The organism is Bradyrhizobium xenonodulans (assembly GCF_027594865.1).
Lineage (GTDB): Bacteria > Pseudomonadota > Alphaproteobacteria > Rhizobiales > Xanthobacteraceae > Bradyrhizobium > Bradyrhizobium xenonodulans.
In genome coordinates this window covers 8,214,502-8,232,523 of the sequence record NZ_CP089391.1, presented here as the reverse complement: position 1 = coordinate 8,232,523, position 18,022 = coordinate 8,214,502, and the positions used below count along the sequence as shown (strand labels likewise).

At 57.1% G+C, this 18,022-nt stretch carries 24 protein-coding genes and 2 tRNA genes; 14 read left to right on the top strand and 12 right to left on the bottom strand.

Annotated features, from left to right (window positions below):
- The first annotated feature begins 9 nt into the window (after positions 1-9).
- From I3J27_RS38815 to I3J27_RS38805, 3 genes are all read left to right on the top strand, one after another.
- Positions 10-216: a hypothetical protein gene (locus I3J27_RS38815; RefSeq protein ID WP_270164077.1), complete on the top strand. Its 207-nt coding sequence runs from the start codon at positions 10-12 to the stop codon at positions 214-216.
- Positions 203-649: a DUF5681 domain-containing protein gene (locus I3J27_RS38810; protein WP_270164076.1), complete on the top strand. Its 447-nt coding sequence runs from the start codon at positions 203-205 to the stop codon at positions 647-649. The genes I3J27_RS38815 and I3J27_RS38810 overlap by 14 nt, the downstream gene beginning before the upstream one ends.
- 220 nt (positions 650-869) lie before the next feature.
- A complete protein-coding gene (locus tag I3J27_RS38805; RefSeq protein ID WP_270164075.1) occupies positions 870-1,256 on the top strand; it encodes a hypothetical protein in 387 nt (128 codons plus the stop codon).
- Between the two features lie 832 nt (positions 1,257-2,088).
- Here the strand turns inward: I3J27_RS38805 and I3J27_RS38800 are convergent.
- Positions 2,089-2,748 (bottom strand): hypothetical protein, encoded by a 660-nt coding sequence (locus I3J27_RS38800; RefSeq protein ID WP_270164074.1) that lies wholly within the window; start codon positions 2,746-2,748, stop codon positions 2,089-2,091.
- Between the two features lie 177 nt (positions 2,749-2,925).
- Between I3J27_RS38800 and I3J27_RS38795 the strand changes: the two genes are divergently transcribed.
- Positions 2,926-3,696: a hypothetical protein gene (locus I3J27_RS38795; RefSeq protein WP_270164073.1), complete on the top strand. Its 771-nt coding sequence runs from the start codon at positions 2,926-2,928 to the stop codon at positions 3,694-3,696.
- Positions 3,697-3,710: 14 nt separating this feature from the next.
- Here the strand turns inward: I3J27_RS38795 and I3J27_RS38790 are convergent, their stop codons facing one another.
- Together I3J27_RS38790 and I3J27_RS38785 are read right to left on the bottom strand one after the other, a co-directional pair.
- A complete protein-coding gene (locus I3J27_RS38790) occupies positions 3,711-4,364 on the bottom strand; it encodes a thermonuclease family protein (protein WP_306417047.1) in 654 nt (217 codons plus the stop codon).
- Between the two features lie 789 nt (positions 4,365-5,153).
- Entirely contained in the window at positions 5,154-5,399 is a 246-nt protein-coding gene (locus I3J27_RS38785) for a helix-turn-helix domain-containing protein (protein WP_092190622.1), read from the bottom strand.
- Between the two features lie 35 nt (positions 5,400-5,434).
- Here I3J27_RS38785 and I3J27_RS38780 point away from each other — a divergent pair, with 35 nt between their 5' ends.
- The 3 genes from I3J27_RS38780 to I3J27_RS38770 all read left to right on the top strand — a co-directional run bounded on the left by I3J27_RS38780 (position 5,435) and on the right by I3J27_RS38770 (position 6,884).
- Complete coding sequence (locus I3J27_RS38780; protein ID WP_270164072.1) at positions 5,435-5,785, top strand: hypothetical protein; 351 nt, start codon at positions 5,435-5,437, stop codon at positions 5,783-5,785.
- 352 nt (positions 5,786-6,137) lie between these two features.
- Complete coding sequence (locus tag I3J27_RS38775) at positions 6,138-6,527, top strand: hypothetical protein (RefSeq protein ID WP_270164071.1); 390 nt, start codon at positions 6,138-6,140, stop codon at positions 6,525-6,527.
- A gap of 48 nt (positions 6,528-6,575) precedes the next feature.
- On the top strand, positions 6,576-6,884 hold the full coding sequence (locus I3J27_RS38770; RefSeq protein ID WP_270164070.1) for a hypothetical protein: 309 nt from the start codon (positions 6,576-6,578) through the stop codon (positions 6,882-6,884).
- An 802-nt stretch (positions 6,885-7,686) separates the two neighbouring features.
- On the opposite strand, the gene I3J27_RS38765 is transcribed toward I3J27_RS38770, so the two are convergent.
- Positions 7,687-7,899, bottom strand: coding sequence for a hypothetical protein (locus I3J27_RS38765; protein ID WP_270164069.1), 213 nt, complete (start codon positions 7,897-7,899; stop codon positions 7,687-7,689).
- A 345-nt stretch (positions 7,900-8,244) separates the two neighbouring features.
- On the opposite strand from I3J27_RS38765, the gene I3J27_RS38760 reads away from it, so the two are divergent.
- Positions 8,245-8,367 carry a hypothetical protein gene (locus I3J27_RS38760; protein ID WP_270164068.1) on the top strand — a complete coding sequence of 41 codons (123 nt, stop codon included), beginning with the start codon at positions 8,245-8,247 and terminating at the stop codon, positions 8,365-8,367.
- Between the two features lie 325 nt (positions 8,368-8,692).
- On the opposite strand, the gene I3J27_RS38755 is transcribed toward I3J27_RS38760, so the two are convergent.
- The 4 genes from I3J27_RS38755 to I3J27_RS38740 all read right to left on the bottom strand — a co-directional run bounded on the left by I3J27_RS38755 (position 8,693) and on the right by I3J27_RS38740 (position 9,946).
- On the bottom strand, positions 8,693-8,977 hold the full coding sequence (locus tag I3J27_RS38755) for a hypothetical protein (RefSeq protein WP_270164067.1): 285 nt from the start codon (positions 8,975-8,977) through the stop codon (positions 8,693-8,695).
- A gap of 53 nt (positions 8,978-9,030) precedes the next feature.
- Positions 9,031-9,255: a hypothetical protein gene (locus I3J27_RS38750; protein ID WP_270172992.1), complete on the bottom strand. Its 225-nt coding sequence runs from the start codon at positions 9,253-9,255 to the stop codon at positions 9,031-9,033.
- A gap of 52 nt (positions 9,256-9,307) precedes the next feature.
- Positions 9,308-9,490 carry a hypothetical protein gene (locus I3J27_RS38745; RefSeq protein ID WP_270164066.1) on the bottom strand — a complete coding sequence of 61 codons (183 nt, stop codon included), beginning with the start codon at positions 9,488-9,490 and terminating at the stop codon, positions 9,308-9,310.
- A 177-nt stretch (positions 9,491-9,667) separates the two neighbouring features.
- The gene (locus I3J27_RS38740) at positions 9,668-9,946 is read right to left on the bottom strand and encodes a hypothetical protein (RefSeq protein WP_270164065.1); all 279 of its coding nucleotides are present in this window, start codon (positions 9,944-9,946) and stop codon (positions 9,668-9,670) included.
- 208 nt (positions 9,947-10,154) lie between these two features.
- Between I3J27_RS38740 and I3J27_RS38735 the strand changes: the two genes are divergently transcribed.
- The 3 genes from I3J27_RS38735 to I3J27_RS38725 all read left to right on the top strand — a co-directional run bounded on the left by I3J27_RS38735 (position 10,155) and on the right by I3J27_RS38725 (position 12,835).
- Positions 10,155-10,373: a hypothetical protein gene (locus I3J27_RS38735; protein WP_270164064.1), complete on the top strand. Its 219-nt coding sequence runs from the start codon at positions 10,155-10,157 to the stop codon at positions 10,371-10,373.
- A 200-nt stretch (positions 10,374-10,573) separates the two neighbouring features.
- Positions 10,574-11,995: a recombinase family protein gene (locus tag I3J27_RS38730; RefSeq protein ID WP_270164063.1), complete on the top strand. Its 1,422-nt coding sequence runs from the start codon at positions 10,574-10,576 to the stop codon at positions 11,993-11,995.
- A gap of 123 nt (positions 11,996-12,118) precedes the next feature.
- Entirely contained in the window at positions 12,119-12,835 is a 717-nt protein-coding gene (locus tag I3J27_RS38725) for a class I SAM-dependent methyltransferase (RefSeq protein ID WP_270164062.1), read from the top strand.
- 539 nt (positions 12,836-13,374) lie between these two features.
- Here I3J27_RS38725 and I3J27_RS38720 read toward each other — a convergent pair.
- Positions 13,375-13,827: a hypothetical protein gene (locus I3J27_RS38720; RefSeq protein WP_270164061.1), complete on the bottom strand. Its 453-nt coding sequence runs from the start codon at positions 13,825-13,827 to the stop codon at positions 13,375-13,377.
- A 392-nt stretch (positions 13,828-14,219) separates the two neighbouring features.
- Here I3J27_RS38720 and I3J27_RS38715 point away from each other — a divergent pair, with 392 nt between their 5' ends.
- Both I3J27_RS38715 and dcd read left to right on the top strand, forming a co-directional pair.
- Positions 14,220-14,639: a hypothetical protein gene (locus I3J27_RS38715; protein WP_270164060.1), complete on the top strand. Its 420-nt coding sequence runs from the start codon at positions 14,220-14,222 to the stop codon at positions 14,637-14,639.
- 1,419 nt (positions 14,640-16,058) lie between these two features.
- Positions 16,059-16,886: a dCTP deaminase gene (gene dcd, locus I3J27_RS38710; RefSeq protein WP_270164059.1), complete on the top strand. Its 828-nt coding sequence runs from the start codon at positions 16,059-16,061 to the stop codon at positions 16,884-16,886.
- Between the two features lie 75 nt (positions 16,887-16,961).
- Here dcd and I3J27_RS38705 read toward each other — a convergent pair.
- Positions 16,962-17,038 (bottom strand) — tRNA-Arg (locus I3J27_RS38705).
- A gap of 58 nt (positions 17,039-17,096) precedes the next feature.
- Here I3J27_RS38705 and I3J27_RS38700 point away from each other — a divergent pair.
- Positions 17,097-17,169, top strand: a tRNA-Ala gene (locus I3J27_RS38700).
- A gap of 109 nt (positions 17,170-17,278) precedes the next feature.
- Here the strand turns inward: I3J27_RS38700 and I3J27_RS38695 are convergent.
- Positions 17,279-17,785, bottom strand: a complete 507-nt coding sequence (locus I3J27_RS38695; RefSeq protein WP_270164058.1) for an endonuclease NucS domain-containing protein — start codon at positions 17,783-17,785, stop codon at positions 17,279-17,281.
- A 19-nt stretch (positions 17,786-17,804) separates the two neighbouring features.
- The gene (locus I3J27_RS39385; protein WP_441467315.1) at positions 17,805-18,008 is read right to left on the bottom strand and encodes a DUF7669 domain-containing protein; all 204 of its coding nucleotides are present in this window, start codon (positions 18,006-18,008) and stop codon (positions 17,805-17,807) included.
- Between the last annotated feature and the right edge of the window lie 14 nt (positions 18,009-18,022).

Here is an 18,022-nt window from a genome sequence, read left to right as displayed (position 1 = left end):
GACCCCCCAATGATCACACTCACGATAAACGAGAAAGACGGCCAGAAATTCACCGTGCGCTTTCAAGTGAAAACTATGGATGGCGACGAGCAGGTCTGGCGCGACAGCGAGGTGAATAGCGAGCTTGGAAAGTCCCAAGCCTATGGCATCGATGAGAATTTCCGACTGATCGTCGAAGCGTCTGAAACCGAGCCGCCTGCTAATGCCGGAAACTGAAAAAACAGTCGAAAAACAGCGGGGCCGAAGATTCCAGAAAGGGCAGTCCGGAAATCCTAGCGGCCGTCCGCGGGGAGCACGCAACGCCACAACGCTGGCGCTGGAAGTTCTCTTGGACGGGCAGGCTACCGCCCTGACACAGAAGGCGATCAACCTCGCCTTGGACGGCGATATGGTCGCACTGCGCCTTTGTCTGGATCGCATCCTGCCCCCTCGCAAGGACAGGCCCGTGACGTTCACGCTGCCCGAGATCAAGAGCGCCCAAGATGCGGCAGCGGTCGTTTCCGCTGTTCTGGCTGCGGTCGCGTCGGGCGAAATCACTCCAGCCGACGCTGCCGAGATCGGCAAACTAATCGACAGCTATGTGAAGGCATTCGAGACGGCCGAGCTTACCGAACGGCTTGAGCGCTTGGAGAGGATGACGAGCCAATGATGGGGCGAAATCTGAAATCTCGCGTCGTTCGATTGGAAGAGCAGCGAAGCGTCACGGTCAGGCCGCCGTTTGTTTATCATGTAAGTGAACCGGCCCTCCCACACGAACTGGCCGCGATCGAAGCGGCGAAGTCCGCTGGGCATTGCTTCATAACCGCTCCCTGGCCTTGTGCCACGGTCGAGGAGTGGCTGGAGGTTTATGCTCGTCCAGAGGTACTGCAATGATTGGACGTGGTCTGGAATCGCGCATCATCAAGCTCGAGGTGCGCACGGCGCGGCCTCACGAAATGCTGGTGGTGTGGCGTCGACCCGAGGCGGACGTTGCCGGGGTGCTGACAGGCGCCACTTTTGCTCCTGGCGATAAGGTGGTCTGCGCCGAGTGGTTCGAGGATGGTCCGTTGCCAGAGCCGCGTTGGTACGGTGAACGGCTCGGTCAAGCCATGCCGGCCGCAGAATATGAACAATTGAACCGCTCGATAGATCGAATTGCTGGACGCCCGGCGGGCAAGGCGGCGAGCATTGGGCCCGCCCCAAGCTTCACCGAGGAGCGCATGAGGCAGATGAGCGACGTCGAGCTGATCCACGCCGTGCTCGGGGTGCAGACATGAAGGCCGCCTTCTCCCGCCGTCTGGAGCTTCTAGAGTGCCGCCGAAGTCAAACCGCCAGGAGCGTGCACATCATCACGGCGACCGATAAGGATGATGCAGGTCGGCAGGTGGCTGAATTGGTCGCTGCTGGGGCCGTCCAAAGCCGAGATGGGTTTCTCTGTATTACCGGCAAGCCCCTTTGAATTTAATCAACCGAAATCAAGTCCGGCGGCGGTAAGGGAGGCCCCAATAGCGAAGCGCAGATCGGCTGATCCCTTCAGCCTTTCAAGCGTTTATTGCATTCCGTGTAATAGCCACCGCTGTCTTGGATCCACAACAGGCCCCCGTTCGACCCAGTGGCCTTGTTCGCCACATATTGATCGCGACAAGTGCGTATTCGAGCTTGTCTCAGGCTGACGATCTGACGATCCAGTATGTCGAATGCATCCCCGGGGTTTCGACAGTCTTTGGCCGGTCTTCCGGCTGCCAAGGCGTAAGCAGCCAATCTCCCGTAGGAGATTGGAGTATCATCTCGGCTGACGAAGCCGACGCCACCGTGGCCGTAATTCGAGCGCCCGTAGCTGCTTCAATCGAAAATACATCACCCGCCGTTGGGTGAGCGTATGGGCCACCCCCAATTTGGGGGCTCTCTGTTACGCAAAGCATAGTCCCAAGACCAAGCGATGTTGACATCGTAACAACTGACCACGCCATTTCTAATCCTTTGCTCTCGCGCTTTCGTGGCCTCGCCACGGCCTTAAAAAGCGCGCTCCTTCGCGGAGTGTGAAAATCGGTAACGCCATAGCGTCTGCCGTCTCCATCACCTTTTGCGGCGAGCCGGCTGCTGGTCGGCCTAGATGATCCCCTTGCGCTGCAGATCATCAAATATAGCGGCAACCGAGCTGGAGGCATTCGCTCCATCTCCTACGAAAAGAAGGCCCCCCGCGTTCACTTGACCATTTCCGACCCAGAGGTTTCGACCACTAGAAACTTCGACGAGCCGAGCGGTGAAGTTTGTCTGGCGCCGATATCTGTACGTTGGAGTTGAGGTGGCAGTCAGCGTTCCGGAGGTCGTACCGTTCATCGACACCGTAGAAAACGAGCCGGCGCTGTTGATCGTGCCGCTCGTTGATGATGAACCAACGTATTCCCCAGAAAGAATGGTTCCTGCGTACTCTCGCTGCACTCCCGTGTCGCCAACGTTAATGAAAAGCACCGCATCGGTACCCGTCTGCGTCATGCCTTTCCGGATCTCAGCGTCGCTGTACTTGCGAGTTGGCGGAAAGACATTCAGAGCGTCCTCGGCATCGACCTGATGCTTGCGCGCCTCCTCTTGAATGTTGGATTGAATATTCGTGGCGAGTGGCCCCTGCGCTGCAACATAGGCAATGACCCGTTTAACTGGCTTCGCCGGCAAATCCCGGTCAGCATACCCCTGCATCGACGTTGTGATGCAGCCAGACAGGCTGATGGCACCAGATAACAGAACAAGTAGCTGGACGATCCTGAGCATGCCCATCCCCCTTCCTGGGCTGACTGAAGTGGCCGCAGGATAGTACAAATTCTGGTTGTAGAACAATGGCGACCAATTGAATATGGATAGAGGTGGCGAGCAACATTACGTTGCTACCGTTTGATTTCAATCAAACGAGATCAAGCCTGAACGGCCGTCGGCCGAGAGGAGCAAACGGTGTCAAACGACGACGATGACAATGGAGACGAGCAGCCTCCCAAGTTTAGGGTAGTCAGCGACAACCCCAATGCTCGTGCCGATCGACAAATCGAGTGGGCAAGGAACGAGGCACAGCGCGCCCTGTCCGAATTTGCTGCCGCTCTGCTTCGTGCAATGGCCGGTAACGATACTGAGGCGGCCTTCCTTGTCCGCCGACTTCGGCTCCTCGTGGAGGCGGTCAGCGAGTTTGAGAACCAGGCGGACCGCGGATTGTCGGTTCCAGAACTGAATGAGGCTCTCCACCTCCCACAAGCTGAAATGGATTATTCGGCCGACGATGATTGGCGCTATCGCCGCTGGCGCCGCGAAGACGGCCTCGACGATATTGTGAAGGGCGCGCTCCGCCTGGCCGCACATAAGGTTCTCGGCGAGGAGCCGGCCTTTGGCGGCATGCATTCTGAAAGGGTGATCGAACGCGGAATTAAGGCCCTCGAAGAATTGAAGCGCCCCCCGCCGCCGGTTAAACTACAACCTCGACAAACAAAGAAAGGGTTGGCAGCCAGCTGGGACGATGTGGACCTCGGTCCGCTGGAGTCCCCCAAAAGAAAATTAGGCAACCGGCTCGCCTCAACGACCCGCGCCTCTCTCCGAACGAAGCCAGCCAGGAGTGCCGGATTTGGTGAGGCCGACCTGAAAGAGCTTCGCAAGGCGATCAAGGCGAAGGACGACAAGCGGATAGCCGAACTGACGGCAAAGATTGGCCGCCCTTCACCCGACGACCCAAAATAGGTCCGGCACTCCGCTCAGTGACGACCGTCCGCGTCGTCGGAGCATGCGGCCGGTCTGCCGCCGGCCTTGACGCAAGCACGGTACTGCCAGGGCTCGACGAAGCTGCCCGACCATATTCCCCGTTCGCCTTTCTCCGCACCGCGCTGCGCGTCGGCATACTTACCTTTCGAGTACAGCGGCCAATCGAGCGCATGCCCATTAGCAACTAACCATTGTCCAATGTCGGGTCCCGGCATCCCGAGTTGGCACGTTGCTACGGTGCGTCCGTATTGGTCTTTATCAATCGAGGTGCATTGGACCGGTCGCTTGATCGCCCAGAGCAGTCCAGCGAGCGCAGTCGCCGCAGCGCGTCCGCACTGATAGAGGTTGCTGTCATCGTTCCGGCAGAGCTGGGTGCTCTCGGGAGCGTCAATACCCCAAAGCCTGATGCGGGTGCCGTGGATCTCGATGGTATCGCCGTCAATCACGCTGGCTTGCCCGACCAGGTCCTCTGCGTGAGCGGTCGCAGCGAACGTAGCGACGACGGCCAACGCCAGCCCAAAAATTCCATTTATTTTGATTTTCGAGCTGATTTTCTGGCCTACGAAAATAGGGACTTTGAGCATTTTCAGCACGAAAATAATCGCCCTTTTATGGAGTGGGTAAGTTCGTTCGATTTTCCCATCCACGTCCTCTGCGAAAAAGGCCCTTTTGCCGCTCGCAAGTAGGTGAGCTGGGGCCCCAAAATGGGTGGGGTACTTCTGAAAAAAAATACCGCTTCCGCTTCTTCATCCTCACGCCGGCTCCGCGGTTTCGACATTCTGACCGAGCTAGTTCGGCTCCGTCTCAGGCGCCTTAAAGGTTTCGCACACCGTTGGCCGCCCCCAACGAATGGGATAATTGGCCGGGAGACCTGTGAATGGCAGGAACAGGCAAGCGTAAAGAGGCCCATCCGGAGCTGCTGTGTACCAGACATGATTGTCAGGCCCCACAACCCTGGTAGTACCGGGCTCGATCTCGACTGGCGCATAATGTGGCACAGCGTAGGAGTTCACCGATCCAACGGAGGGTAGGGAAAACTGCGGATCACACCGAACAGTCCGCACGTTCTCTCGAATATACGCTACTTTTACATAGGCGAATTGCACACTTAGAACACACGTAAAAATTTGGGGCGTGGACTTCGCGGTGCTCTGCAAGTTCAAAACATAAGCAACCGAGGTACACGTACTCGTCGTGTCATTTCCTGCGGTTTTGGAGTAGCAAGCCATCGACGACTGTAGGAGTTTTAAATCTGACGCAGCCGAAGCTTTTGAAGTTAATGCGGCCGAACAGAAGAGTAGGAAGAGTGTCGCGAGGCGTCCAGTCCACGAATTGAGCACGTTTACCTCCAGTTGTCTGCCGAGCTATCCAAAACACATTGTAGTTGTTTGCAAGAGGCAAAATACACTCTTTAGCGAGAGCGCTGTCAGGCGCTTCTATCGCTTCCGCTTCTTCATCCTCACGCCGGCTCCGCCCCCGTTTTCGGGGATGAACTCGACGCCGGCCTTCTCTAAGGCGCCGCGCACCGCATCCCGAACATCCTCGGACACAGCAGAGCCGTCGTCGCTCTCCCGCTCTAGGCGCTTGATGGTCGGTAGCGAGCGCCCGGCAGCCTCTGCAAGGTCGGTTTGAGACCAACCTAGTAGGCCGCGCGCAGCTCTTATCTGTTCGATCGAAATCATCACGATTCCTGCTTGACACTTTTTGGATCACAGCTATGATCCATTTTGTATCAAGACAGAAGCCCGAAGGCAACCCGATGAGCAAAAGCACCTTCCCGGTGAACGGCGGAGCTATGCCCGCAGCCACCCTTACCATCCGCAACCTGATCGACGAGGAAACCGGCGAAGTGAAGATTTGGGTCCTCAAGGGTCTGGCGCGCCGAGAAGCGATGCGAACCTGGGGAGAAATCACCCCGCGCTCCCTCCGGGCCTCCGTCCGCATGTGCGCAGACATGATCCCGGAGATGCTGTGCGCGTGGCGCCAGCGTCACGGCCTGCCCGTCGCAATGACCACTGTCGCACCCTACGGCACTGCGCGGAGTGGCGTGCGCCGTTCGGTCTTCTGAAGAGCTTCCATCTTCCACCCAACGCGATTTGACGGGCAAGCTCGAAAGGAGGTGAAGCAACTCTAGACTTGCTCAGCAAAGGCAAGCAGCCGGCAGGGGCGGACCAGCTCGGTTGACTGCGCGATCCCATCCAATCCCAGCCATCAACATCGAGATAGACATGAGCAACGCGGTACGCATCTCCCAAACGATAAGCCCGACCATCAACGCCCCCGGCGGTACTCCATTTTCCTCCGCGCCTTTCAATCCGACCAGTTCACCTGGCGCATGTCAGAGCGGCCATGTGGACGGAGAACCTTGCGGCCCGGTCGCAATTCAAGCTGCTGGGGCCCAGATCAGCAGGAGAGCAGTCATGAATATGTTTATTGCAACGAGCGCGCTCACCGCCGCACCGGCAGTGCCGTGCGTTGCCGGCGAAGGCGATCCGATTTTCGCGGCCATCGAGGACCACAAGAGGGCTAACGCAGAGTATGCCGAAGCGACAAAGGAAATTTTCGAAGACACGCTTAGCCCTGATCCCGTGAAGGAAGAGCACTTCGGCGACCTTGAAAGGAGCGTTTGCTGGGATCTCTCCAACACGGTCCCGACCTCCTTGGCGGGATTGCTCGCGCTCATGACCTATGTTGAGGACGTCAGCGAGGGAAAATACTCGTCAAGTGGAAGACCCGACAACGCTTTCGGGGAGGAAGAACTCAGGAATTTGATCATCAGCGCTCAACAGTGTCTGAGAGCCTGCCTGTAAGCATCGGCCGCTTGATGGACGAGACATGAACCAAACCCGAGAGACGCTATGAATATGATGCTCAAGAGCGCAGATTTGGCCAACGTGACGCGAGTAGCCGAGGATCGATACATGCCGATCAGTCCGCTTGATCTCGAGGGTGACCTCTCAGAACTTGCGCAGATGGCGCGCATTGCGTCGCTGACGGTGTTCGAGGTCGTTGGGGATACGGAATTTAACCGTAGCGGCGACGGCGGCCAGGTATTCGAGGTAATCCGCCACGACCTAACGCCAGATAGCGTTGCGCGCGCGCTATTCGCCGTTGGACACGTCGAGGATATGATCAGGACGCTCCAGAAGAAGCTCAAGCTCGACTGACGCGAGCTGACCTCGGGAGTACAAGAGAGGCCCGCCGGTTTCACTGGTGGGCCTTTCTCTTATGAGAGACAGGCCACGACGGCGAGAGCTACGTCGGCGCCGAAATCCCCCGAATACATCCAAAATAGAATGCCGGCAGCAAGGGCGAGTGCAGTCGTTTGAAATGCGAGCATCTGAAGTCCCTCGTTAATGACGACAGGTTCGGCTCTGACTGTTTCCGGACTACTTCGAGGAAGCGGCAAATGGTTTCGTTCACTGAGCCGTTATCCGTAGGTATCAAGACGAAGGCCGCAGCGATGAACACGCAGCGGCCCGTGCATTCGTAGGTTCCTCTGCACGTTAGAGGGCTGAGGGAGGGCCCGCCGAGGCCGGCGGACGGGTCCCTCACCCCAAGCACGAAGCCGCCAATGCTGCCAACGGCCCCGTCCCAGAGGGAATCCGGGCCTGATTCCTTATTAGTGTCTATACGAAGGTAGTCTGCCAGCTTCGCGTCAGCAGAGCTTGCGGGTTAGCTCAAACGGATTATTCTGCAACCTATTTTAGAAATGTCTATTAGGAGCTACCATTGCCAACATCGATTGAATCGATCGTTTCCGCTTATGTGCGTTTAGGAAACCGGCGAGCCCTGGAGAATATGCGAGAACTGCGGCGCAAGTTGCTGGGATCCCTACAGTCAACATCTGGCATCGACCCGGCTCAGTCGCGAGATGCTCTACTTGAGGACCTTCGAGTGATCGAGGACGGACTGGAGGAGCTTCGGCCGCCACCCGCGGACAGTGCCTGAGAACGAATGGCGCTAAAATTAGACGAGCGCCTTCTGTAAGAGGTTTGTCTGCCGTTCCGTCTGCAGTGCAAGCTGCTTGCGTTCGAGCTTGAGCGCGGCCTGCTGCTCCACCGTGTTGTGACCGTCGCGCTCCAGAACGCTGATCAGAAACGCTTGATCTTCAATGTGCCGCTGGCGCTTCTTTATCTCGGTCATCAAGGCTTCGAGCTCGCCTCGCAGATCCAAATCCACAACGGATGCTCCTTGAAAAGTATCGGCTGAAAAGAGGGCACTATGGGCGTCGACAGCTTAAGCAAGGATTAGCTGAGCCATAGAGTTCGGGGGCGCCGAAACGACGAAGGCCGCAGCGAACTCAATCGCTGCGGCCCGCGCACGGTCAAATGAACCGGGTAAAAAGATCAAGTGAAGTATCCAGCCAGCCCGGTTTGCCGATTTTTCCCAGTGCCCTCAGTTCCCGCCACAACAAATGTGAATTCGCGGACACGTAAAGGCACGGGCTATGCCGGAAGATACATAGAAGAACAATTGCGCAGCTTAGTACCCTCGCGAAATTGGACAACAGCACGGGGCGATTCGATGCTGGAAATGATCTTGCTAATGTCCGGTCTCGGGACCGCGCTGCTGGGCAGCATCATCATTGTATTCGAGTGGCGCGCGCTGGTCGGCTTTTGGCGCGGTTCGAAGGGCAAGCACCCGTAAATTAATTTCCCAATAGGACAGGAAGGCCGCCTCAGTTGGCGGCCTCTTTCATTTGGCACTGATGACGGAGAGGCGGCCCCGGCTCGCAGGGGTTATGGCCGGGGCCGCTCAGCCAGCTCGATCGACAAGCCAGCGAGACTCTCAAGCTGATGTGAAGGCCGTGGTTCCTGGCCGCTTCGATACTGAAGAAATGGCCCCAGCCGGGGGGCCTCCCGCTAGGGCCGTCAGTATTCCGGCACAACCATTTGGATAGAAGTGCCAGCCGCCTCAAGATTGAGCATTGTGAGTGTGCGCACGGTATGACGACAGTTTGCGGAAAGATAATCTAGGTTGTGGCGCGCAAGGCGATTTTGTGATCTCCGCCACTCAGCAGCCGCACATAGGTGCCGCTTTCGTGCAACTCGAACCAGCCTTGCTCGATCGCGTAGCGGATGCCAGTGCCGAACTTGGGCCCGGTGGCCTTGCAGCCGCTCTTCGACAGGAATGGCGCGTTGATCTTCTCGATATAGATGCGGCCGTCCTGAACGGCTTGAATGCTCTTGGCGAGTTCGACCAGCTTGCGTGCGGCGGCTTCCGGATCGGAATAAGGACGTTCGCCAATCAACTTCATCGATCTATGCCCCAAGCGCAGAAACTGCGCAGAGGTATAGGGCGATTCTCAATTCACCGGATCACCGTAAAGACCCTGGCTTTCTTCCGCCTCGGCTCCAGCTTTGGCGCTGGCTTCCCGCAGTTCAGTGCCCGCATGATGCCTATCCGGGCGAACATCGTCGGCCCGCCGAGCTCGACGACTAGGAGCGGCGCTTCCATCGCCGCCCGCCATTCCGGCGCTGCGTGCTCTTTGTTCGGCAGGGCGGCGATGTACTCGCCGGCATCGCGGAGCGTCACCAACTCGCGACCGTCGATCTCGATTGGCTCATCGAAAGGCGCGCCCAGCCAGTCATCCCTTGCTCTTCATACCCTCCGCAATCGCTCTCTCGACCTCGGCGGCGAGCGCGCTCAGATGATCCGCCAGCCGGGTGAATAGATCTCGCTTCTTAGGATCGGTTGCCAGGTCTCGGATGAGAGCGCATTCAGCCGCATCCGTGCGCAGCTTTTCCAACTGAGCCAGCATGTCTTTCATTGCAGCTACTCCGTTCCCCAGCAGGAACCGTATAGCCAATGTGTGGAAGCGAACAGAATTGATTGCCGGTTTTTCCTAGTCTTGGGATTGCTTGGCCTGCCCAAGGTCCAAGCACCTCCAGCGGCCCCGGCCTCCACACCCCAAAAGCCCCCCACGGCCGGGGCCGCATTCGCGGGGCTATCGATAGCCCATCGCCGAGATCACCGGCTTATTCCAGTTGAAGTCCGGTCTGACATCCGCGCCGCGCCTGCCGCAGGCGGAGCACACGAAGCGCGGCTCGAGGTGGGACAGCCGCATCTGGTCCGGCCAACGATCGGCGTTGATCTCGATGTGATGGCCGCAGTGGCAATAGACCAGGACGCCGCGCAGGCTCATCTCGCGCATCTCGCCGAAGGTGATCTTCAGCGGGCGGCCGTCGGCATGCGTAGGCGTGGCGCGTCGGACAGGGCGAGGCATAGCGCCATCGAAACGCGGCGCTGGCGAGAGTCAAATTATCAATCCCTTGGGCTCTGGAACGCGCGCGGGGTACTTCGCGTCGTGGGTGTGGAAATGTGTGGAGGGCGTGAATCAAACGTGTTTTCGATATACCGAAGTTTCGCTTGTGCCGTCGGGCAAAACAGGAGTTTATAGGGCGCTGGCTCTAAACCATTGGGAGACCAGCGCCATGGACGACGACGTCGAGACCTCTTGCGATCTGTCCAAAATTGCTAAGCTCAACGGCGACTTCAGGAAAAATTACGGAACTTTCCTCGGGGCATTCCTGTATCTGAGATCCATCAGCGCCGCCCGCGGACGTTCTTGGCTTTGGGGCGGCCTGTTTTCCCTGGTGTGCTCCGCGGTGCTAGAATGGCTGAGCAAGCATGGTTCTTCATTGCTCTGGTGACCGCACCAGAGGAAGTGAGCGGCTTTGTAGCGGAGGCGCGCATGGACAACGCCCTAATCATCCGCCCTAGGACCGATTTGCTATCGCCAACAAATGGAGGACGGGCAGCACAGTACGTGCGGATGTCGACGGATAATCAGCGCTATTCGACACAAAACCAAGCTGCGGCCATCGCTGTCTAGGCCGCGCAACATGGCCTTGTGATCGTTCGCACCTATACCGACGAGGGTCGAAGCGGCCTCAGTATTCATCGGCGCGACGGCCTGATTGAGCTGCTTGATGATGTCCGCAGCGGTCGAGCGGATTTCGACCACATCCTAGTCTATGACGTGAGCCGCTGGGGGAGGTTCCAGGACACCGATGAAGGCGCCTACCACGAATTCACCTGCCGTCAGGCGGGGATCAAGGTGTGTTATTGCGCTGAGCAATTCGACAATGACGGCAGTGTCATCGCAAGCATCGTGAAGAACCTCAAGCGAGTGATGGCCGCCGAATACTCCAGAGAGCTCTCCGTAAAGGTGCACGCAGGGGCGTGCCGCGTAGCGAGCTTGGGCTTCAAGCAGGGCGGCCCGGCGGGGTATGGCCTCCAACGAGAGCTAATCGATGAAAGCGGATGTTCCAGGGGTATCTTGCTAAAAGGCGAACGCAAGCACCTGCAAACCGATCGGGTTGTGATCCGGCCAGGAACGGAGAACGAGCAGCGTATCGTCGCCCGGATTTTTCGGGAGTTTGCCGTGCATCGCCGATCCCGAGAATCCATTGTCCGCTGGCTGAACAGCGAGCGAGTTCCTAACCACAGAGGGACGCCGTGGTCACATGCGATGGTTCGTCAAGTTTTGAGTAATGAGGCCTACATCGGTAATAGCGTCTACAATCGATCTTCGTGCCGGCTGAAGCAAGTGAGGAAGCAGAATCCGCCAGAGCAATGGATTCGGGCCACTGGTCTGTTCGAGCCAATTGTTGACAAGAGCATCTTCCAGAAAGCCCAGAGGCTCCTGAATGAAAGAGAGGGCAGGTGGTCGAACGAGTGGCTACTGGAGAAGTTGCGAGAGACACTCGCTGTGAATGGGAAGCTGAGCGCCTCGATTCTAGCTGCAACGGAGAATATGCCTAGCGCCGCACTGTACGCATACCGGTTCGGCAGCCTGAGAGCGGCCTTTCGCCGGGTCGGTTATGTTGATCCCGAACGCAGTTACGACTACGCCGACGGGCGGAAGGAATCTGAAGCCGAGCTATCGAGACAGGTAGAAGCTTTGGTCGCTCATATCACAGCGCGTGGCGTTACCGCAGTCTTTGATGCGGAAGCTGGAGTGATGACGGTTGCCGGCAAGCTCGCCATCTCGGTGCGGACGGCGCGTTATTACGTCGGGAGATGCCACGCGCCCTGTTGGTTGGTCCATCGGCGCACGATTGAGCCAGCCGGACTGATTCTTGCGCTGCGATTGGACCAGAAGACAAATAGGGAGGTTGTTGACTACTTCCTCTTGCCCTTGAGCGAAATGGCCAAACACGTGATCGGTCTCACGGCAACGTCCCGCTCTCGGTTTGCGCGCTATTGCTGCCACACAATGGATGACGTCGTGCGGGCCATTATGGAGAAGGTTGCAGCTCTTCTGACTTGAGAACGTCGCGGGGGATCTGGCCGCGAACGTCGCGCCATCACCTGAGCATACCGTCGGATGCTCGATGCACGATGGTGGTGGCCCCATTCAAGTGCTTTTCAGGGCGCTACGGATCGTTTCCAAATGTTTCGAATTGTGCTACCCGGCAGCCACTATCAAAAAGTGTGCCGGGCCAACCGTATGAATTTCATCCAAAAAATAAAGCGTAAGCTGTTTCTGCCCCGGGAGGTCATCGAAGGGTACGAAAACCCCGAGCTGGTCGAAACCATTTTCCTCAAGACAGTCAATTACAAGCCGGACGGGCAGTGGCCGCTGGTCGCGGGTGTCGGGACCGTTCTCGATTTCGGAGGAGGTGCGGGGCTGCATTACAAAGTGGCGCGCCAACAATCCCCGGACATCCGATGGGCAGTGGTTGAAACGCCGGCCATGGTGCGGCGTGCGAATGAGCTTGCCACCGACCGGCTGATGTTTTTCGAGCGGATTGAAGAGGCGGCCGACTGGCTCGGAAACGTCGATTTGGTTCATTCCAACGGAGCGATTCAATACGTGCCTGATGCGTTCGGGAGCATCCAAACACTCTGTGCTGTTAGACCTGCAAAGTTGGTCTGGCATCGCGTTCCGATCAGCGACGACGGCCCCAGGCGAGAAGTCCAAACTTCCTATTTGAGCGACAATGGACCTGGTCAACTGTCCTCGTCCGCGGAAAAGCTCGTGAGGTACGAGCGGACCTGGATTTCCGAGCGCGCCTTCATCGAGGCTCATGAGAACTACAAGATAGCGGAACGCGGCCCGGATCCCGGCGAGCATGGGACGCAGCAGTTTAAATTCCTACCGTGCTGAGAGCCCGGTGGGCTAATTCTCTCTGCCGGGTCAACCGCAAAGACTTGGTAGTGCTGCCCAGGCGTCGCCTGCGTAAGCAGAATCTCTAGTGCGACTATCTCGATAGCCCGTGGCTTCGTTGCCGGCATTGATGAGCTCCACCACGGTCAACCCTTTGCCGGTGTCGAAATTAGACGCCGGCGCGCCAGGAATCCGGATCAGGCCCTGCATGCTGGGCCCTTTGGTACGGATGGCAACTTTGATCTGCGCCCTGTCCCTCTGGGGACGTCCCGAAGAACGAAAATCAATCCTCTGCCACTGATAAAGGTCGCTCGAGGCGCGGTCGACTTGCACGGACTCGACGATAGGGGCGATTGCCGCAATGGCTGACGCGGCAAGCGCAAGCAGATCAACGAGAAGGAATCGTAACGTTCGACGCATGGTGGCGACCAGCAGCCTGTCGTCGGTGGAACAGAAGGTCGGCCTCTATTGCTGCTTCATTCCAAGTTGCTCTGCGCAAACGCAGCCAAGCTGGACGCCAGTAGGAATGGGCCCGCGACTCAATCTGTCGCAACTAGGTCGGTAAATCCCGTCACCACTCCGTGGCAAAGCACTCTGAATTTAAGCTTCACTTGAGGAGGGGGCTGCCCCTGAAGAACGAAGACACCACCAAGCCAAAGCTCCAGGTTGAATACGTACTTCAACAGCATTTGGTTCGATCCGCTGGGAAACGTGTAGGTAAGCGGAATCGCTTGGTACGGGGTTGGCAAGAACTGACGGCCGCTATCTAGGTCCAGCTCACCAGCGCAATCGCGCAGCGATGCGTCGCCCTTCTTGTCGCCCACAACTTCAACTGTTGCTATGGGCGTTCTGCGTCCATCCGGCAACCTCATCTCTAGCTTATTGAAATCGGTGACACGTGCGTCCCTCAACGTCAAACTAACGGGAGTGGGCGCGATCCACTCCGCAACTTTTTGCCTCATCGCTGCAAGCTCATCGACGTTTTTCACCATCGACGCTACCCAAGCCAGGAGTGCCAGCACCGCAGCGCCGCACCCGATGATGGCTGCATAAGCACGCCATGTCCAAGACGGTTTTGGCGGCGCAGTGCCGCCCCTGTGATTCGTCATTTCGCTCTTTCAATAGCGCATTTAAGCCCAGTTTGGCCTCGCGTCGTAAGTGAGCCAACCGGCCGCCCCTTTGTAGAAGCGGTCCCCAAAATGATGCGAGGCCTCCGAGCAGGCCCACCACGCCTCCAACCATGCCAATCACGGCTGGCCACCCAAGGGCTCTGCCATCTCCCTCCCGCGTTCTGCAATCGCCTTGTGTTAGCCGGCAATTCAACCATAGACTGCGCTCCGGTGGAAGGCTCCAGCCTTTCATCTCTATGAGTGAGGAGATTAGTATGCCCCTCTCTATCGATGACGTTGCCGGATACGAGCGCGAGGCAATGCGATACTATTTTCTTTGGTATACGATCTATATTCTTCTCGGAGGAGGAGCGATTACTTTCCCCGCTTTGGCGGCGATGGGCGTTACGTTTGGTATTGCTGAGGGAGCTAAGTACCTATCGGGAGCAGGAGGCCTTTGTGCGGCGCTTTTCGGCTTTTTGAAGCCCAACGATTATCTCGCAGTGTTCGACGCGGCGATAACCGAATTTCGGTCACTGCGCGTGCGTTTTTCGTTGCTTACGGATGAGCAGCGCGCTGAGAAGGTTGACTATGCTTTACGCCTGACTGTCTTCAAATATCCTGGTGTGTCTGCATCCATCCCCCAGAACCCTTCGATCCAGCGAGATAAGGTAATTGGCCCTAGCTCGAGTTGACGAAGTTTCTAACAAGGAGCAACTCCGTCGAGCTATGTTTATACGGCTCGACCGCGTAAGGGCGGGCGACGTTCTTCTGTCGCGCGGCGATGAGACGGAGTCGGCGCTCTTTGCGAGGTTGAGCGGCGGAAGGTGGTCGCACGCAGCGCTTTGGATGCCGATAGACACTCGGGAGCGCTCCGACAAAACGAGCAGTTGGAACAATCTTCAATTGGTCGAAGCAGATGAGCTCGGCATTGGTGCAACACCTCTGGCCCGGTTTACATTGTTCAACCCAACAAAATCAGTCTCGATCGAAGTGGCGATGGTCCCGGGGAACCCGAGTGCTGTCACACTCGTTCGAAACAGATCGGTGGAGACTGTATCTGCCGCGGAGCTCGATCGCGCGTCTCAGCATATCCGCGAAAGCTACTTCCATCGCCATTATCCAACTCGGGATCGATTGGTCTCAGCTGCATCGTCCATTCCGCTTCCTTTGCGGTCAGCAATTCGAGCAGTGTTCTTAATGATCAATCGAAGTTCTGCGAACGACGCGAGGTCATCCGGGCCTTTCTGTTCAGAACTTGCTGCTCGCTTCTTTGAAACGCTCGGGATTCCCCTGCTTAACTGCGAGACACGAGTCTTCGCTCACGAAGTATCACCGAACCATTTTGTTTCATCGTGTTCGGCGTTCGAAACCGTTTGCGGTGCGATTATGACCTTCGAGGACATAGCGGACCCATGCTCAATAAAGCCCAGCGAGGTAGCTATTCAGATATCGGAAGATACCGTACTCCCTCGGGTGATGCGGCCATTCTTCCTTCACCGCCGAAAACAAGTGTCCGATCGTGGGCTAAGAATCAGGTCGATGGTTTCGCTGTGGCGCCGATGGTCGCAGCGGAGCACAAGCAGCCGTTTCGGCTGTAGACAGTATCAACGATCGAGCGGGAGGGGCGCCGCCAATGAACGGGCGCGTCGTTGGGGCGATGTAATCTAGGTCGTGGTCATTCGATCGCCCGCAGCATCGACCTCCGCGCTTCCCGCCTCTCTTGCTCGTAGGGGACCTCAGCGTGAAGCTTGCCAGCATATGGTTGCGGTCACGGCCGGACTGCGGCGGGGTAACGATTCTGGCGGCAGGCACGCCGGAGGATTCCGTCCACGACGGCCAATCCCAAGCCGCTAGGGCTGGCTCCTAGAGGCCGTGGCACCTCTAGCTGTTCGTCAAGCCTAACTTTGGTCGGCCGAAAGGGACGCCTCGCGAGACGCGCACCGCCAACCGTACGCCGGTGCCTGAATGGTTAAGGCCGGGTAACCCTTTGAACCTTGGAATCGACGCCGCTCGTACAGCTGTACCCAAATATATTTTTAGCTGCTAGGAGGCCTAAAAAAGGCTGCTGAGAAGCATCTGTGTTAGGGCATCCTAGTCGAGTCGATGCCGTTTTGACGAATAATGTCCGAAACGTCCAGCGGACGATTAGCGAGATCCTGACGGGAGATTTTCCGTTTGCGGCTGGGAGACGGGCTCTCGAAAAACTCCAGAGCGTCTTCGCCGGATTGGAGACGAACCTGGATCGAGCGATACGGCTCAAAAACGATGCCAGCATCTCTTCGGTAGCCGAAAATATAAACCTCAAAATTCTGCAAGTCCTGCCCTTGTTAGGGTTCATTCTCCGTTCGACGAATGTGCGCAATGCATTTGAGTTGATTGATCCTAACGGAATAGCACTGGTGCCAGAGCCCGCATTGAATGATCTTGAGCTATCCGGCGAATCGTCGATCAGTCTCCGTTTGGGGCGCTGGTTCTTGGCGGTGAGGCAGTCAAACGAAACACATATCGAGACCACGCCTGCAGCGCAGGACAAAGTTCAAAAGATTTCCAAGCAATACTACGTGCCGTTTGGAAAAGACTTCGTCCTGCATCCCGGTCGTTTTGTTTTGGCGGTTACGCTGGAGTGGCTTAGGTTGCCGGTCAGCTTTACGGCCTTTGTTGTCGGCCAATCGAGCCTAGGAAGAAGAGGCATAATCATTGAAACGGCAGCAGGCGTGCATCCTGGCTTTTCCGGTTGTCTAACACTCGAAATCGCGAATGTTGGAGAGCTGCCTGTTAAATTGACGCCCGGAATGGCGATCTGCCAGTTGTTCTTCCATTCTATGGATGGTGCGCTGTCAGCAAGTCGCACGCCTCACGCAGGACAACGAAAGCCTCGCCTCGGGCAGATGCGTGAAGATCCAGTATTAAGCAAGCTCCGAAAGACGCTGGATACTTAGGCTGAAGCTGCTTACCCTATGCTTACCCAACGGCGAATGGCGAAGCACAAAATTTTTTTAAGTTGTTGGTTTCACTGGCGCACCCGACACGATTCGAACGTGTGACCTTTGCCTTCGGAGGGCAACGCTCTATCCAGCTGAGCTACGGGTGCTAGTGGAGGTTCATTTAGCCGATTGGCGAGGGGTGGGCAACCGCTAGCTTTGCCTAGGGTGGCTCGGGTGGATGGTTGCGTCGCCCTCGCTCAGGCAAAGGTCACACGTTCGAATCGTGTCGGGTGCGCCAGGGAAGCGCGTGCCAGTCGTGCCGACACTGTGGCGCAGGCCAAATCGCTGCTTTGCAGCGATTCAGCCGCTCGGAACCGAAAATCCAGCATTCCGAGGTCATTGCGGGCCTACTGGCCGGCAGGTTTCAGCTTCATTGAGATGGAATACTCAAAGAGCTGTAAATCCGGAATCAACGAGGCAGCGAGTCGCAGGTCTTCGGTTACTTCGTTGGCGACTATTATGCCGCGAACGCGGTGTCCGGAGGCAAGGTGCTTCTTTACCCATGCCATATATCTTAGGATTTGTCCGACGGCCCGCTCGTAACCTCTCGAGACCTTTAGCTCCACCACCACATAGTCGCCTTTGGCATCCATCGCCAAGATATCGATATAACGTCCACCCACGGGGTATTCGATCCCGGAGAATTCTTCCTCTTGGAAGATTTTTAGCCCCGGCTCAATGGAAGTAAGGTTCTTAGAGAGATAATTTCGGAGGTCTCGTTCGAACGCGAATTCCTTGGAGCCTGGTTGAGCTTCTGATGTGTCCTCAGCATCGTCCTCTTCTACGGCGTCTTGTGGAGAGCTCGTTTCGGATTGCTCGCGGTAAATTGGTTGTCCGTCATTTGCTGGATCCAAGAGTCGAAACTCTCCTGGCCTAATTTTGAAACAGGTCGTGTCCAGACCCGGGGCGTATGCTGGCGTGGTGTTTCCTTACATTGGAGTTTATTGCCATGCCCTCAACGTGCATCTGGACCGTTGTGGGTCTAATGTTCGGATAATGCTGTTTGAACCAATGAACGACCTGTTTCTTTTCGAATGTCTGTCCGGGTTTCAAATTCTCTTTCACGAATTCAAGCATTAGCGTCTTGGTCG